Origin of the sequence: Planomonospora sp. ID82291, assembly GCF_015711645.1 — a bacterium.
In the GTDB taxonomy this organism is placed as follows: Bacteria; Actinomycetota; Actinomycetes; order Streptosporangiales; family Streptosporangiaceae; genus Planomonospora.
In genome coordinates this window covers 799,497-814,111 of record NZ_JABTEX010000002.1, presented here as the reverse complement: position 1 = coordinate 814,111, position 14,615 = coordinate 799,497, and the positions used below count along the sequence as shown (strand labels likewise).

General features: G+C 73.7%; 18 protein-coding genes. 5 read left to right on the top strand and 13 right to left on the bottom strand.

The annotated features are described in order from the left end of the window. Window positions 1-147: 147 nt before the first annotated feature. The 9 genes from HS045_RS14655 to HS045_RS14615 form a co-directional block, all read right to left on the bottom strand. Window positions 148-423, bottom strand: coding sequence for an acylphosphatase (locus HS045_RS14655; protein ID WP_196451907.1), 276 nt, complete (start codon window positions 421-423; stop codon window positions 148-150). Beyond that, window positions 420-1,295: a bifunctional DNA-formamidopyrimidine glycosylase/DNA-(apurinic or apyrimidinic site) lyase gene (mutM, locus tag HS045_RS14650; RefSeq protein ID WP_196451906.1), complete on the bottom strand. Its 876-nt coding sequence runs from the start codon at window positions 1,293-1,295 to the stop codon at window positions 420-422. Before mutM ends, HS045_RS14655 begins: the two co-directional genes overlap by 4 nt. 24 nt (window positions 1,296-1,319) lie before the next feature. Beyond that, window positions 1,320-2,024 carry a ribonuclease III gene (rnc, locus tag HS045_RS14645; RefSeq protein ID WP_307827601.1) on the bottom strand — a complete coding sequence of 235 codons (705 nt, stop codon included), beginning with the start codon at window positions 2,022-2,024 and terminating at the stop codon, window positions 1,320-1,322. A 264-nt stretch (window positions 2,025-2,288) separates the two neighbouring features. After that, complete coding sequence (rpmF, locus tag HS045_RS14640; protein WP_068926486.1) at window positions 2,289-2,468, bottom strand: 50S ribosomal protein L32; 180 nt, start codon at window positions 2,466-2,468, stop codon at window positions 2,289-2,291. Between the two features lies 1 nt (window position 2,469). Beyond that, entirely contained in the window at window positions 2,470-3,021 is a 552-nt protein-coding gene (locus tag HS045_RS14635; protein ID WP_196451904.1) for a DUF177 domain-containing protein, read from the bottom strand. A gap of 151 nt (window positions 3,022-3,172) precedes the next feature. Next, window positions 3,173-3,649, bottom strand: a complete 477-nt coding sequence (gene coaD, locus HS045_RS14630; RefSeq protein ID WP_196451903.1) for a pantetheine-phosphate adenylyltransferase — start codon at window positions 3,647-3,649, stop codon at window positions 3,173-3,175. Between the two features lie 14 nt (window positions 3,650-3,663). Continuing rightward, window positions 3,664-4,233: a 16S rRNA (guanine(966)-N(2))-methyltransferase RsmD gene (rsmD, locus tag HS045_RS14625; RefSeq protein WP_196451902.1), complete on the bottom strand. Its 570-nt coding sequence runs from the start codon at window positions 4,231-4,233 to the stop codon at window positions 3,664-3,666. Between the two features lie 455 nt (window positions 4,234-4,688). Beyond that, a complete protein-coding gene (gene recG, locus HS045_RS14620; protein ID WP_196451901.1) occupies window positions 4,689-6,860 on the bottom strand; it encodes an ATP-dependent DNA helicase RecG in 2,172 nt (723 codons plus the stop codon). Between the two features lie 55 nt (window positions 6,861-6,915). After that, entirely contained in the window at window positions 6,916-8,484 is a 1,569-nt protein-coding gene (locus tag HS045_RS14615) for a DAK2 domain-containing protein (RefSeq protein ID WP_196451900.1), read from the bottom strand. Window positions 8,485-8,769: 285 nt separating this feature from the next. Between HS045_RS14615 and rpmB the strand changes: the two genes are divergently transcribed. From rpmB to HS045_RS14600, 3 genes are all read left to right on the top strand, one after another. Next, window positions 8,770-8,955: a 50S ribosomal protein L28 gene (rpmB, locus tag HS045_RS14610; protein WP_068897575.1), complete on the top strand. Its 186-nt coding sequence runs from the start codon at window positions 8,770-8,772 to the stop codon at window positions 8,953-8,955. Window positions 8,956-9,219: 264 nt separating this feature from the next. Continuing rightward, window positions 9,220-9,531: a hypothetical protein gene (locus HS045_RS14605; protein ID WP_196451899.1), complete on the top strand. Its 312-nt coding sequence runs from the start codon at window positions 9,220-9,222 to the stop codon at window positions 9,529-9,531. Continuing rightward, complete coding sequence (locus HS045_RS14600) at window positions 9,528-9,962, top strand: PIN domain-containing protein (RefSeq protein ID WP_196451898.1); 435 nt, start codon at window positions 9,528-9,530, stop codon at window positions 9,960-9,962. Before HS045_RS14605 ends, HS045_RS14600 begins: the two co-directional genes overlap by 4 nt. Before the next feature lie 10 nt (window positions 9,963-9,972). Here the strand turns inward: HS045_RS14600 and thiD are convergent, their stop codons facing one another. The 3 genes from thiD to HS045_RS14585 form a co-directional block, all read right to left on the bottom strand. Then, window positions 9,973-10,770, bottom strand: a complete 798-nt coding sequence (gene thiD / locus HS045_RS14595) for a bifunctional hydroxymethylpyrimidine kinase/phosphomethylpyrimidine kinase (RefSeq protein ID WP_196451897.1) — start codon at window positions 10,768-10,770, stop codon at window positions 9,973-9,975. Between the two features lie 115 nt (window positions 10,771-10,885). After that, window positions 10,886-11,650, bottom strand: a complete 765-nt coding sequence (locus tag HS045_RS14590) for a hypothetical protein (RefSeq protein WP_196451896.1) — start codon at window positions 11,648-11,650, stop codon at window positions 10,886-10,888. A gap of 97 nt (window positions 11,651-11,747) precedes the next feature. Next, complete coding sequence (locus HS045_RS14585; RefSeq protein ID WP_196451895.1) at window positions 11,748-12,740, bottom strand: thiamine-phosphate kinase; 993 nt, start codon at window positions 12,738-12,740, stop codon at window positions 11,748-11,750. A gap of 51 nt (window positions 12,741-12,791) precedes the next feature. On the opposite strand from HS045_RS14585, the gene HS045_RS14580 reads away from it, so the two are divergent. Both HS045_RS14580 and HS045_RS14575 read left to right on the top strand, forming a co-directional pair. Then, on the top strand, window positions 12,792-13,025 hold the full coding sequence (locus tag HS045_RS14580) for an Lrp/AsnC family transcriptional regulator (protein ID WP_068897581.1): 234 nt from the start codon (window positions 12,792-12,794) through the stop codon (window positions 13,023-13,025). Window positions 13,026-13,042: 17 nt separating this feature from the next. Continuing rightward, window positions 13,043-13,519 carry a DUF3515 family protein gene (locus tag HS045_RS14575; protein ID WP_196451894.1) on the top strand — a complete coding sequence of 159 codons (477 nt, stop codon included), beginning with the start codon at window positions 13,043-13,045 and terminating at the stop codon, window positions 13,517-13,519. On the opposite strand, the gene HS045_RS14570 is transcribed toward HS045_RS14575, so the two are convergent. Further along, complete coding sequence (locus HS045_RS14570; protein ID WP_196451893.1) at window positions 13,502-14,611, bottom strand: D-alanine--D-alanine ligase family protein; 1,110 nt, start codon at window positions 14,609-14,611, stop codon at window positions 13,502-13,504. The genes HS045_RS14575 and HS045_RS14570 overlap by 18 nt on opposite strands. Between the last annotated feature and the right edge of the window lie 4 nt (window positions 14,612-14,615).

The window sequence follows — 14,615 nt, the reverse complement described above, 5'->3', positions numbered from 1 at the left end:
CACTTCTTGCCGCGGGAGGGGTGCGCGTGGTTCCTATCAAGAGTCGCACCGGTGAGGGAGACGGTCAAGTTGAACACTCCGCATGGATGCACCTGTGGGCACTCTCGACAGCTAAATGTACCCCATTAAGGCGTTTCAAGGGAAGCGTCAGCGCTCCACGAAACCGGATAGGTTTCCTCTGGCCTCACCCCAGCGTTCCACGACCGTGTCCACCCGGCCGGGAGTGCCGCCGCCCCGGAGCAGCTCCAGCAACTCGCCGGCCGCCTTCTCCGGCCCTTCCGCCACGACCTCCACCCGGCCGTCGTCGGTGTTCCTCGCCCAGCCGACCAGGCCGAGCTCCAGCGCCCGCGCCCGTGTCCACCAGCGGAAACCCACGCCCTGCACCCTGCCCCTGACCCATGCGGTCAGCCGTACCGCCGTCATGACCCCATCCTCCGGGACCGCCGGGGGGCGGGCTGACAGCGGGGGCAGCTGTAGGAGGAGCGGTTCATGAACGCCTCCCGGACGATCGGGGTGCCGCACCTCCGGCACGGCCCGTCGCGCCTGCCGTACACGGCGAGTGACCGCTCGAAGTAGCCGCTCTCGCCATTGACATTCACGTAGAGACTGTCGAAAGATGTGCCGCCCTCGGCCAGGGCCTCGCTCATCACCGCGCGGGCGGCCGCCAGGAGCTCCGCGATCTTCGGCCGGGTCAGCGTGTCCGTGGGCCGCGTGCCGTGCAGCCGGGCCCGCCAGAGCGCCTCGTCGGCGTAGATGTTGCCGACCCCGCTGATCAGCGACTGGTCCAGCAGCGCCCGCTTGACCTCGGTCCGCCTGCGCCGCAGGTCGACGGCGAAGCGCTCGTCGTCGAACGCGTCCTCGAAGGGGTCCGCCGCGATGTGCGCGATGGGCTCCGGCACCCACCGCGACGGCCGGAGGGTCATCGGGGCGACCAGCACGTGCCCGAAGGTGCGCTGGTCGACGAAGCGGAGTTCGGGGCCGCCGTCGGCGAAGCCCAGCCGGATCCGCAGGTGCCGCTCGGGGGCCGCGTCCGGCTCGACCACCAGCAGCTGGCCGCTCATCCCGAGGTGCGCCAGGATCGCGTCGGACCCGTCCAGCGGGAGCCAGAGGTACTTCCCCCGGCGCTCGGCCGAGCCGATCGTCCGGCCCGCCAGCCGGGCGGCGAACTCCTCCGCCCCCGGAACGTGGCGCCGGACCGCCCGCGGGTGGAGCACCTCGGCCCGGACGACGGTCCGCCCGGCGATCCAGCGCTCCAGACCCCGCCGGACGACCTCGACCTCGGGCAACTCGGGCATGCGCGTCCCTTCCGGCCGGCCGTCTCAGCTCGCCTCGCGCGCGTCCCGGTCGGCTCTGATGCGGTTCCAGGCGGCCTCGGCGGCCTGCTGCTCGGCCTCCTTCTTCGACCGGCCGGAGCCCGCGCCGTACTCCTCGCCGCCCAGGCGGACGACCGCGGTGAAGGACTTGGCGTGGTCGGGGCCGCTCTCGGCGACGTGGTACTCGGGCACGCCGAGCGACTCCGAGGCCGTCAGCTCCTGCAGGGAGGTCTTCCAGTCGAGTCCCGCGCCCAGCGAGGCCGAGTGCGCGATGAGGGGATCGAAGAGCAGGTGGACGACGCGGAACGACTCGTCCAGGCCCTTGTCCACGTAGACCGAGCCGATCAGCGCCTCAAGGGTGTCGGCGAGGATCGAGGACTTGTCGCGCCCTCCGGTGCCCTCCTCGCCCCGGCCGAGCCGCAGGAACCTGCCCAGTCCCAGCCCGCGCGCCACCTCGGCGAGCGCGCGCATGTTGACCACCGCGGCCCGCAGCTTGGCCAGCTGGCCCTCGGGCAGGTCGGGGTGGTTGCGGTAGAGGGTGTCGGTGACGACGAGCCCCAGCACCGAGTCGCCGAGGAACTCCAGGCGCTCGTTGGTGGGCAGGCCGCCGTTCTCGTAGGCGTAGGAGCGGTGGGTCAGCGCCCGCTCCAGGATCGCCGCGTCCAGCCGCACGGCCAGGACCTCTTCCAGCTCGTCCCGGACGGCCTCCACGGCCACGGGCTTCACGCTTGGTGCCACGTCTGCTTCTCCTCGCACGACGGTCGATCGAATGCGCGATGGCGAAGAGGCGAGACGAGGGATCGTCCGGAGACTCCGAAGACTCCGAAGACGTGGTGGGCGCCGGGAGGGTACGCGTGGTCGCGGACCCCGGCGTCCACCACGGCCGCGGGCGGACCGCCATCGCACTGGCGGGCGAACGGTGACGCCGACCGGGGGCGAAACGCGCCCGGCCGGCGTCCGTCGGTCAGAATGCGATCAGGCGGAGGGCTCGATCACCTGACGGCGGTTGTAGGTGCCGCAGGTCGGGCACGCCATGTGCGGGCGCTTCGGCGAGCGGCACTGGGGGCAGCTCACGAGCGAAACCGCGGCGGCCTTCCACTGCGACCGGCGGGAGCGAGTGTTGCTCCGCGACATTTTGCGCTTGGGGACAGCCACGTCAGCTCTCCTGATCGTTGTTATGTTCCGGAACCAGACCTTGCAACTTCGCCCAGCGGGCGTCGATCACCTCGTGCCCGTGGCCAGGCCCGGCGTCAGCCAGCCTGACCCCGCACTCCGCGCAGAGCCCGGCGCAGTCCTCACTGCACAGCGGGCTCAGCGGCAGTGTGAGCACCACCGCGTCGCGGAACACCGGTTCGAGGTCGAGCAGGTCACCGTCGAGGAGGAGGTCGTCCTCGGCTGCATCCTCAGCCGAGTAGAAGTACAGCTCCTGGAACGACACCTCGTTCTCCGAGGTGACCGGCTCCAGGCACCGTGCGCACTCCCCCCGCAGCGGGGACCGCGCCGTGCCCGTGACGAGCACGCCTTCCATGACCGACTCAAGCCGGATGTCCAGCTCGACATCGGCGTCCCTGGGGACGCCGATCATGTCGACGCCGGTCTCCGCCGGTGCCGGAAGAGTCAGGCGCAGCTGCTTCATGGCCCCCGGACGCCGCCCCAGTTCGTGGGTGGAGACCACCCAGGGGGCGCGAGGGTCAAGGTGCAGAGTCATTCCGCTCTCATCAGGCATGGCGAATCACCGCCGTCGTGCAAGGCCGAAATAAGAGAATACCAGGGGTCCGGACCTGCTTCGCGAGCCCTCGCCCGCCGCACACCGGAGCGCCCGCCGCGCACCGGAGCGCCGGCGGGCCGCCCGGACCCCGTCAGCCCCTGAGCCGCTCGACCAGGAGGTCCTGGACGAGGTCGGGGACCAGCCCGGCCACGCTCCCGCCGTACCGGACGATCTCCTTGATCCGGCTGGACGACAGGAACGACACCTCGGGACCGGTCGCCATGAACAGCGTCTCGACCCCGGACATCCGGTAGTTCAGCTGGGCCATCTGGAGCTCGTAGTCGAAGTCGCTGACCGCGCGCAGGCCCTTGACGATCGCGGGGATCTCCTGCTGCCTGCAGTAGTCCACCAGCAGGCCGTGGAACTTGTCCACGCGCACGTTGCCGTACTCCTTCGTCACGGTCTGCAGCATCTGGATGCGCTCCTCGACCGTGAACAGGCTCTTCTTCTCGATGTTGATCAGGACCGCGACGACGACCTCGTCGTACTGCCGGGAGGCCCGGCCGATGATGTCCAGATGACCGTTGGTGACGGGGTCGAAGGACCCCGGACAGACGACGCGACGCAAGGCGACCCCCAGGTTTACGGATTCCCGGCGGCGCGACCGTACCAAACGGACGCTTCGCCGTAACGACGGACCCTCTCCTCTTCGTATCCGGCCGGCCAGACCAGGTCCTTCCCCCGGCTCTCCCGTTCCACCGCGACCAGCGCGTCCGCAGCGAGCCATCCGCCGTCGCGCAGCCGCTCCAGCACCGCGTCGACCTCCTCGGCCGTCACCGCGTAGGGCGGGTCGGCGAAGACGAGGTCGTACGGCTCGGCGGCGCCCCGGGCGAGCACCCGCTCCACCCGGTCGGCGGCGAGCTCGGCGCCCGGCAGCCCGAGGGAGGCGATGTTCTCCCTGATCGTCCTGACCGCCCTGGCGTCGGACTCCACCAGCAGCGCGCGGGCCGCCCCGCGCGACAGCGCCTCCAGCCCGATCGCGCCGGACCCGGCGTACAGGTCCAGCACCCGGACCCCGTCCAGCGGCCCGAGCAGCGAGCCCACCGTGGAGAAGATCCCCTCCCTGGCCCGGTCGCTCGTCGGCCGGGTCCGGTTCCCCGGCGGCACGGCCAGCCTTCTTCCCCCTGCGACACCCGCGATGACTCGACTCACCCGTCCATTGTCCCGTGTCGCAGCCGAATGAATAACCGCAGGTCAGACGGGTCGAGGTCGTCGATCTCGGTCAAGAGTGGGCAAGGGGCGGCGACGAAAGCGCAAGGGTCGTTCCCTCGGGTCCCCCCGCCCTGCATGATGAGTCCTGCGGCCTTCGAGTGACCCAGGAGAAGGCCGGCCGGCGTGATCGTGAGCCCTTCCGCACGCCGGTACTCTCGGCACCTGACCCGAGAGATGGGCCCAGGCGGGGACGGCATTCGGGGGGAGGCCGTCCCCGCAACTGGGCGTTCGGTCCGGTGCGGCGACCGGGCGCGCGCCGGTGCGCGGACCTTCCCGCCGGTGATCGCCCTCCCGGGACCGGGCGTTCCGCGGCCACCCCCACGAAACCGGCGCCCCTGCGGCCCCTGCGCCGGGCACCCGCCCCTCGCGCCTTCCCTGCCCCGGGCACCCGCCCGTCACGCCTTCTCGAGGTACCCCGCCCGCTCGTCGGCGAGCAGCCGGTCGATCTCCGCCCGCAGGACCGGATGCCCGGCCAGGTCCGGATCGGCCGCCAGCATCGCCTCCGCCTCGTCCCGGGCGGCCTGGATGACGTCCTCGTCCCGGAGCAGCCGGAGCATCTTCAGTGACGACCTGCGGCCCGACTGGGCCACGCCCAGCACGTCGCCCTCCCTGCGCTGCTCCAGGTCCACCCGGGACAGCTCGAAGCCGTCCAGGGTCGAGGCGACCGCGTCGAGCCGCTCGCGCGCGGGGGTGCCCTGCGGCGCCTCGCTCACCAGCAGGCACAGGCCCGGCAGTCCGCCCCGCCCGACGCGCCCGCGCAGCTGGTGGAGCTGGGAGACGCCGAAGCGGTCGGCATCCATGATCACCATGACCGACGAGTTCGGCACGTCCACGCCGACCTCGATCACCGTGGTCGCCACCAGGACGTCGACCTCGCCGCGGGCGAAGGCCCGCATCACGGCGTCCTTCTCCTCCGGCGGCAGCTTGCCGTGGAGCACGGCGGTGCGCAGTCCCTTCAGCGGGCCGTCGGCGAGCGTCGCCGCCACGTCCAGCACCGCCAGCGGCGGCCGCCGCTCGTCGTCGGCCTTGTCCAGGTCGCCCTCGTCGCCCTCCAGGTCGCCGATGCGCGGGCACACGACGTAGGCCTGCCGGCCGAGCTCGATCTCCTCGCGCACCCGGACCCACGCGCGGTCCAGGAAGTGCGGTTTCTCGGCGACGGGCACCACGTGCGTGGTGATCGGGGCGCGGCCGGAGGGCAGCTGCGAGAGCGTGGAGACGGTCAGGTCGCCGAAGACGGTCATCGCGACCGTGCGCGGGATCGGGGTCGCGGTCATGACCAGCACGTGCGGGCGCCCGCCGCCCGCCTTCTCGCGCAGCGCGTCGCGCTGCTCCACGCCGAAGCGGTGCTGCTCGTCGACCACGACGAGCCCCAGGTCGGCGAACTGGACCCGCTCCTGGAGCACGGCGTGGGTGCCGACCACGATCCCGGCCGCGCCGGAGGCGGCGTCGAGCATCGCCGTACGGCGGGCCGCGGCGCCGAGCGAGCCGGTCAGCAGGGCGACCGCGGTGCCGCCGAACATGCCGCCGGCGGCCAGGTCGCCGAGCATGGCGGTGATCGACCGGTGGTGCTGCTGGGCGAGCACCTCGGTGGGGGCGAGCAGCACCGCCTGGCCGCCGGCGTCGACCACCTGCAGCATGGCCCGCAGCGCCACCACCGTCTTGCCCGCGCCGACCTCGCCCTGGAGCAGCCGGTGCATCGGGTGGTCGAGGGCCAGGTCGGCGGCGATCTCCTCGCCCACGCTCCGCTGCCCCTCGGTGAGCCGGAACGGCAGCCGCCCGTCGAAGTCGGCCAGCAGCCCGTCGCCGCGCCGCGGCCGGGGCGTCGCCGACCAGGCGGCGGCGGCCATCTTCCGCTGCAGCAGCACGGCCTGGAGCAGGAACGCCTCGTCGAACCTGAGCCGCTTGCGCGCCCGGCTCACGTCGGCGTGGTCGCGCGGCCGGTGGATCGCCAGCAGCGCCTCGGTCAGGCCGGGCAGCCCGTGCCGGGCGCGCAGGTCCGCCGGGAGGGGGTCCTCCAGGGCGCCCATGGTGTCGAGGACCACGCCCAGGGCCCGCCGCAGCGCCCAGGGCGTCACGTCCCGGCCCGCCGGGTAGATCGGCACCAGCGCCGCGGCGAACTCCCCCGCCTCGCGCTCGGTCTCGTCGATCATCTCGAACTCGGGGTGGGAGAGCTGCCACTTGCGCCGCTCGCCCTGGCCGAACGCGCCGACCTTCCCGGCGAACATGCCCCGGGCGCCCGGACGCAGCCGCGTCTCGGCGATGTGCGAGGCCTTGCCGAAGAACGACAGGTAGATCTTGCTCCGACGGCCGTCGACGACCTCGACCTCCAGCCAGGTGCCGCCCTTGTTGCGCATCGGCTTGCGCATCACCCGGGTGACCTCGCCGACCACCGTGACGTGCTCGTCGACCCGCAGGTCGTCGAGGTCGGTCAGCTCGCCCCGCTGGGCGTAGCGCCGCGGATAGTGCCGGAGCAGGTCGCCGACGGTCCGCAGGTCCAGGACGCTCTCCAGCAGCTTGGCCGTGCGGGGGTCCAGCACCTTGCCCGTCGGCTCGTCGAAGCTCGTCACGCCAGCTTTCTACCGCCTCCGGGCGACAGAATTCACCCGCATCCGCCGTCCCGCCTCACTCGACCCCGATGAGCAGCGGGTAACCGCCCTGCCCGGCCCCGTAGCGGACGACCTCGATGTCCGGCCTGGTGGCGGCCAGATGGTCCTGTACGGCCTGCGCCAGCCCGGCGGGCGCGTCCGCGCCCTCCAGCAGGGTGACCAGCTCGCTGCTGGAGGAGACCATGCGGCCGGCGACCCGCAGCGCGGTCTCCACCAGGTCCGCGCCGACCAGGGCGGCGTCCCCGTCGATCACGCCGAGCACGGTCCCGGGCCGGATCAGCCCCGCGCTCGTCATGACCTCCCGGTCGGCCACCCACACGTGCCCGTGGCGGGTGTGCGCGGCCGCCTCGGTCATCGCGACCACGTCGTCGTCGAAGCGCCGCAGCGGGTCGTGCACGGCCAGCGCCGCCAGGCCCTGCACCGACGCCCGGGTGGGCAGCACGCTCACCACGAGCCCCTCCTCCCGGGCGACCTCCGCGGCGGCCGCGGCGACCTCGCGCGTCCCGCTGTCGTTCGGCAGCACCACGACCTCCGCGCCCGCCTCCCGGATCGCGGCCAGCAGCGCGGCCAGGGACGGGCTGGCACCCGGCTCGCGCCGGACCACGACCGCCCCGGAACGCTCGAACACCTCGCCCAGGGCGGGTCCCGCCGCCACCGCCACCACGCCCCGCCCGCCCGCGGCCGGCCGCGTCCGGCCGGATCGGGTCAGATAGGTCACCTTGATCCGGTGCGGCCGCCCGCCCGCCCGCAGGGCCGCCTCGATCGCCGCGCCCGCGTCGTCCACGTGCACGTGCACGTTCCACAGGCCGTCCCCGCCCACGACCACCAGCGAGTCGCCGAGGGCGTCCAGTTCCGCGCGCAGGGTCTCCACGGCCTCGTCCCCGGCGTCCAGCAGGTACATGACCTCGTAGCCCGGGTGCCCCTCGGGCTGCGGGACGACCCTGCGGACCGGGGCGGGGACGTCGGGGCGCTCGGCGTAGGAGCCGGTCACCACCGCGGCGAGGCTCTCCAGGATGAGCGTCAGGCCCGCCGCGCCCGCGTCCACCACGCCGTTGCGGGCCAGCACCTCCAGTTGCTCCGGGGTGCGCCGGAGCGCGGCGCGGGCCTCCTGCGCGGCCCTGCCGGCCACCGCGGCCAGGTCGCCGGACAGGTCGCGCACCGCGGCGGCCACCGCGCCGAGCACGCTCAGCAGCGTGCCCTCGACCGGCCGCTCCACCGCGCCGCGGGCCAGCTCCGCGGCCCGGGCCAGGCCCCGTCCGAGGTCCGCGCCGCCGCCCTCGGCCGTCTTCAGCACGTCGGCGAGGCCGCGGAGCGCCTGGCTGACGATGACCCCCGAGTTGCCCCGCGCGCCGATCAGCGCGCCCTGGGCGAGGGTCCGCCAGGTGGCGTCCGCGTCCGCGTCGCCGGGCAGCCCGTCCAGCGCCTCGGCCGCCGAGAGCATGGTCAGGTGGAGGTTGGTGCCGGTGTCGCCGTCGGGCACGGGGAAGACGTTGAGGGCGTCGATCTCCTCCCGGGCCCGGCCCAGCGTCTCCGCGGCCAGCCATGACCACCGCCGGACCGCCGGCGGGTCGAGAACCTGCAGCATGCCTGCCCTCCGTGCCTGCGGGCGCGTCCGCCCCTCGTGCCCGCCGGTCGCGCCTTCCCGCGGGCGCGTCCGGCGCGTCCGCTCCCGGCCCCGGTCCGCCGCCGCGGCCTCCGGGAATGCGCTACGGTTGTCCCTCGGAGATTATCCCCGTTCGGCCAGTCGTGGCAGCTCGCGTTGGCACGCACGGTCAGGCATCGGATATCCTCGTTTGGCCAGCCGGTCGTCCCGGCATGCCCGATGACCGCCCAGCGGATCGGGTCTCTCGACTGATATAAGGAGCGAACCGTGGCTTCCGTCTGCGACGTTTGCGCTAAGAAGCCGATCTTCGGCAACAACGTCTCCCACTCGCACCGCCGCACCCGTCGCAGCTGGAGCCCGAACATCCAGCCCGTGCGCGCGGTCGTGAACGGCACGCCGAAGCGGCTGAACGTGTGCACCTCCTGCATCAAGGCCGGCAAGGTCACCCGCTAGCCCCGGACTCCGCGCACGGCCCGCAGCCCCTCCGCCGAGGGGCCGCGGGCCGTCTGCGTTCCGGAGCCGTAGGCCTCTCCGGTCGGCGACAGCGCCGGCCTTCCTCCGCCGGGACCCCATCGGGGGTCCCCGGCCCCCCGGGGCTCCCGGCGGCGACAGGGCCGGATCCCCGGCGGCGGGCGGTCGGTTCAACGGAGCCACCGGCGGTCCACATGTTTTCGCAACATGTCCACCCCACGGACCGTGACTCTCTATCGTCGCAGCGTGACCATCACCTGCTTCCCTCGCGGCACCGTGCGCGACACGACCAAGAAGATCGGCGTCGACCTCCCCGATGACCTGTACCGGTGGATGCAGTCCGAGGTCAGGGCCGGTCGGGCCCCCTCCATCTCCGGGTTGATCGCGGAGGTCGTCGAGCACCAGCGCAGCCGGGCGGAGCTGTCCGCGCTCCTCGCCGACCTCAAGGCGGAGTTCGGCCCGCCGACCGCGGAGAGCGGGAAGCGGATCGACGAGGCCGTCGACGCCCTGTGCACGATCCAGGAGACCGAGCCGGTCCGAAGGGGGCGACCGGCGTGAGGCGGCCCGCCGGTCTGCGGCGCTTCGTGTTCGACACCGGGGCCCTCGTCGGGCTCGAACGGGGCAACCCCGATGTGATCGAGGTCCTGGAGCGGATCCTCGCCGGTGAGCTGGAGGGCGTCGTGCCCCGCACCGTGCTGGCCGAGGCCGGGCGGGACGGGACCCGCCGGGTACGGCTGGCCGCGGCGTTCAACCGCGCCCGGCGCATCCGCCACGGCTCGCTGGTGATCGACGAGCTGACCCCCGAGCGCGCCGCGGAGATCGGCCGGAAGATCGGCGAGTGCGGCCACGACGACGTGGTCGACGTGAACGTCGCCCTGTGCGCCCGCAGTTCCCCTTCCGGGGTCGTCGACGCCATCGTGCTCACCGGCGACCGCGACGGCATCACGCGCGTCGACGGCGCGCTGGACCGCGTGATCATCGACGTCTGAGGCGGCCTCGTCAGACGCGCTGCCGCCAGGCGTGGTCCACCGGCCCGATGCCCGCGCCGAGCGCGAACCCCCGGGCGATCGCTCCGGTGACGTACTGCTTGGCCTTGCCCACCGCGGACGGGACGTCCTCGCCGAGGGCCAGCCAGGAGGCGACCGCCGAGGCCAGGGTGCAGCCCGTACCGTGGGTGTGCCGGTTGTCGTGGCGCTCGGCGGTGAAGCGGAACTCCCGGTCCCCGTCGGTCAGCAGGTCCACCGGGGCGCCCGGCAGATGGCCGCCCTTGATCAGCGCCCAGGCGGGACCGAGCTCCAGGACCGCCTCCGCGGCCCGGCGCAGGTCCCCCTCGCCCTCGACCTTCACCCCGGTGAGCTGGGAGACCTCCCAGAGGTTGGGGGTGACGACCGTGGCCACGGGCAGCAGCCGGGACTTGACGGTCTCCACCGCCTCGGGCGCCAGCAGGGCGTCCCCGTGCTTGGAGACGCCGACCGGGTCCACCACCACCGGCGCGTCCAGCCCGGACAGCGCCTCGGCGACGGTCTCCACGAGCACCGCCGAGGCCAGCATGCCCGTCTTGACGGCCTGGGTCCCGATGTCGCCGAGCACCGAGTCGAGCTGGGCCCGTACCGCCTCGGGCGGGAGCTCCCAGTAGCCCTGCACGCCCAGCGAGTTCTGCGCCGTCACCGCGGCGATGACGCTCATGCCGTGCACGCCGAGGGCGAGCATGGTCTTCAGGTCGGCCTGGATGCCCGCGCCGCCGCCGGAGTCGGAGCCGGCGACGGTCAGCACGCGGGGAGGGGACGAAACGGTCATGAACCTCATCCAACCAGCTTCCGCCGGAGTCCGCGGCGTCGCGCTCCCCCGCGGGCGGCCGTCCGCGCGGCCCGCGGGCCCGGCGACGGCTCCCCACCGCGCCCGCGGGCCGCTCTCAGCCGTTCCCGGCGGACGGGGCGGGCGCCGGAGGATCGCTCCCGCCGTCGGACCCGGAGGACGAGGTGGGCGGAGGCTCCTGCGGGGAGGCCGTGGGTGCGGGCTCCTGCGGCGGGGCGCTCTGCGTGGGCGTCTCCTCGGCGGGCGGGGCGGTCCTCTCTCCGGGCTGCCCCTGCGTCCGGTCCCCGCCGCCATTGAACACCAGTCCGGTCTGCCGGGGGCGCCGGGTGGGCGCCTGCGTGGCGGGGCGGCCCTTCGGGGTACGGCTCGCCTCCGGGCGACCGGTCCGCCTCGGGGAGGACGGAGGGGAGGGGGACCGGGACGGGGACGGCGTCGCGGTCCGGGAGCTCTCCGGCCGCGGGCGCTCCTCCCCGGGGACGGGCTCCCCCGCCCCGGAGGCGTCCCCCTCCGGGTCCGCGGTCGGGCACTTCTCGGCCGGGCAGTCGAGCCGCGGTCCGGCCGGGTCCTTCCACGCCTGGACGCCGACCACGGTGCCGCCCAGCATCGCCGCGGCGGCGGTGACCGTCAGCACCGCCGCCTTGACCGGCGCTCCGACGCGCCGCCGCCCACCGGACCGGCCCGCCTCCACGCGGCCGGTCCTCACCCGGTCCACCGGCGCCGGAGGGACGCCGGGCGCCGCCGACTGCTCAGGGCGGAGCCTGCGCCCGGCCGGCGCGGCGGCGAACGGCTCCGGCACGGCCTCGGGCTCGGGCCGCCCGCCGTGCTGGAGAGCGCCCTCCTCCTGCAGCTCGTGTCTACCCATGGCTCCTCGTTCTCGGGGGACGTCGACCGCCCATCTTCCTACCATTTCGGTAAAGATCTGTCATAATTTTTCACCCTTTACCGATCGGTTACGGACATCACGCCCGAAAGTGGTCCCAACCGCCGCGCTCCGAGGTACGGCCTCCGGCCTCGACGCCCGCCCCCTCCACCACCCGGCCGATCTCCGTCCAGGGGGGCGGGAGCCGTACGCCGCGGGGGAACGCCGCGGCCAGCGCGTGGTCGTCCCCTCCCGTGAGCATCCAGTCCAGCGGGTCGGCGCCGAGCAGGCGGGCCGCGGCCTCCAGTTCGGCGGGGACGGCGAGGGCGGCCGGGTCCAGCACGATGCCCACGCCGCCGGCGTCGGCGATGTGGCCGAGGTCCTGCATCAGCCCGTCGCTGACGTCCAGCATCGCGGTCGCGCCCAGTTCGGCGGCCTGGACCCCGCACGCGTAGGGCGGTCGCGGACGGCGGTGGGCGTCCACCAGCGCCACCAGCGCCGCCGGCGGTTCCGGATCGCCGGGCTCCGCGCCCGCGGCGCGGCCGGACCGGAGCAGCGCGAGCCCGGCCGCGGCGTGGCCGAGGCGTCCCGCCACCGCGACCACGTCACCGGGGCGGGCCCCCGACCGGGTGACCGGCGCGCGCCCGCCCAGGTCGCCGAGGGCCGTCACGCCGATCACCACCAGGTCGCAGCGGGTGGTGTCACCGCCCACGACACTGGCTCCGACCAGGTCGCACTCGTCCCGGAAACCGTCGGCGAGGTCGTCCAGCCAGCCCGCGGCGGCGGTGGCGGGCAGGCCGAGTCCGACCACGATGCCGGTGGGGTCCGCGCCCATGGCGACGACGTCCGAGAGGTTCTGCGCCGCGGCTTTACGCCCAATATCGTAGGCACTAGACCAATCAAGACGGAAATGTCTATTCTCAAGCAGTAAGTCTGTTGTGACGACGACCCGTCCATCGGGCGCACCCACGACCGCGGCATCGTCCCCCGGGCCGAGCAGGACGGTCCGGCCCTGCGGCAAGCGTCCGGCAATACGTGCAACGATTCCGAATTCGCCGAGATCTCCGACTGTGATGACGCACCTCCCGTTCATCACAGGGTACGGTTGCCCTCCGGTACTGATCCAATCGCCCGGGAGGACGTGATGGTGCAGGCCTACATCCTTATCCAGACCGAAGTCGGCAAGGCCGCCGACGTTGCCCGTCAGATCTCCTCGATCTCCGGCGTCACGCAGGCCGAGGACGTCACCGGTCCCTACGACGTGATCGTGCGCGCGGAGGCCCGGAACGTGGACGAGCTCGGCAAACTCGTGGTGGCGCAGATCCAGGCGGTGGAGGGGATCACGCGGACCCTCACCTGCCCCATCGTCCACATCTGATCCCGCGGGGCGAAGGCGTGTCTCTCCGGTTCGCCCGCGGGACCGGCCGGTCTTCCCGGTTCGCCCGCCGGGCCGGCGGGGTCTGCGCCCTGCTGGCCCTCGCCGGATGCGGCGGGGCGGTCCGGGTGGACCCGCCCTCGCCGGAGCCGTCGGCCGCCGCCGCGTGCCGGGCGCTCGCCGGACGCCTGCCGCAGGTGCTCGACGGCGCCGAGCGGACGGAGTCGGACCCCCCCTCGCCGTACGTCGCGGTGTGGGGGGCCGGGGAGATCGGGCTGCGCTGCGGGGTGCCGCGCCCGGCGAACATGGCCGCCACCGACCAGGTGCCGGTGGTCGACGACGTGGCGTGGTTCGCCGACCCCGCCCGGCCCGCGCTGTTCACCGCGATCGGGCGGGCGGCCTACGTCGAGGTGACGATCTCCCGCGCGCACGCCCCGGAGAGCGTGCTCGTCGAGCTCGCGGTCCCCGTCAAGGCGGCGCTACCGCAGACCGGGTGAGCGCTCCAGCGCGAGCCGGACCATCCGGTCGACCAGCTCGGCGTACGGCAGGCCGGTGGCCTCCCACAGCCGCGGCGCGGCCGACATCGCGGTGAAGCCCGGCATCGTGTTGATCTCGTTGAGCAGCAGCCTGCCGTCGTCGGTGCAGAAGAAGTCGACCCGGGCCAGCCCCTCGCAGCCCAGCGCCTCGAACGCCCGCACGGCCATGGCCCGCAGGTCCTCGGTCAGCTCGCCGGGCAGGTCCGCCGGCACGACCAGGGACATGTCGTCCCCGACGTACTTGGCCTCGAAGTCGTAGAACTCGTGGTCGCCGTGGACCAGGACCTCCCCCGGGAGGCTGGCCTGCGGCGGCTCGTCACCCAGGGACTCCAGCACGGCGCACTCGATCTCCCTGCCGGTGATCGCGGCCTCGACCAGCACCTTGGGGTCGTGCTCCCGGGCCAGCTCGACGGCCCGCTCCAGCTCGTCGAGGTCCGCGGCCTTGGAGATGCCCTGGCTCGATCCGGCCCGGGCCGGCTTGACGAAGACCGGCCAGCCGAGCTCCTGGACCTCCTTGAGGACCCGGTCGCGGTCCACCCGCCAGTCGCGGTCGCGGATCGTGACGTAGGGGCCCACGGGCAGGCCGGAGGCCGCCAGCACCATCTTCATGTAGGCCTTGTCCATGCCGACCGCGCTGGCCAGCACGCCCGAGCCGACGTAGCGGACCCCCGCCATCTCCAGCAGGCCCTGGATGGTGCCGTCCTCGGCGAACGGGCCGTGCATGACCGGGAAGACCACGTCCACCCGCCCGAGCTCGGCCGGGACGTCGGAGGCGCCGTAGGCCACCAGCGGGCCGCCGCCGGACGGCAGCACGAGCTCGGTCCCCCGGGCGTCCACCACCGGCAGCTCGCCGCTCTCGATCGCGTAGCGCTGGTCGCCGGAGGCGAGCACCCACCGCCCGTCCCGGGCGATCCCGATGGGGATCACCTCGTATCTGGACCGGTCGATCACCTCCAGCACGCTGCCGGCTCCGAGGACGGAGACGGCGTGCTCGGAGTTGCGGCCACCGAAGAGAATCGCCACCCGTGGCCGAGGTGCGTGCTGCTCGCTCATGATG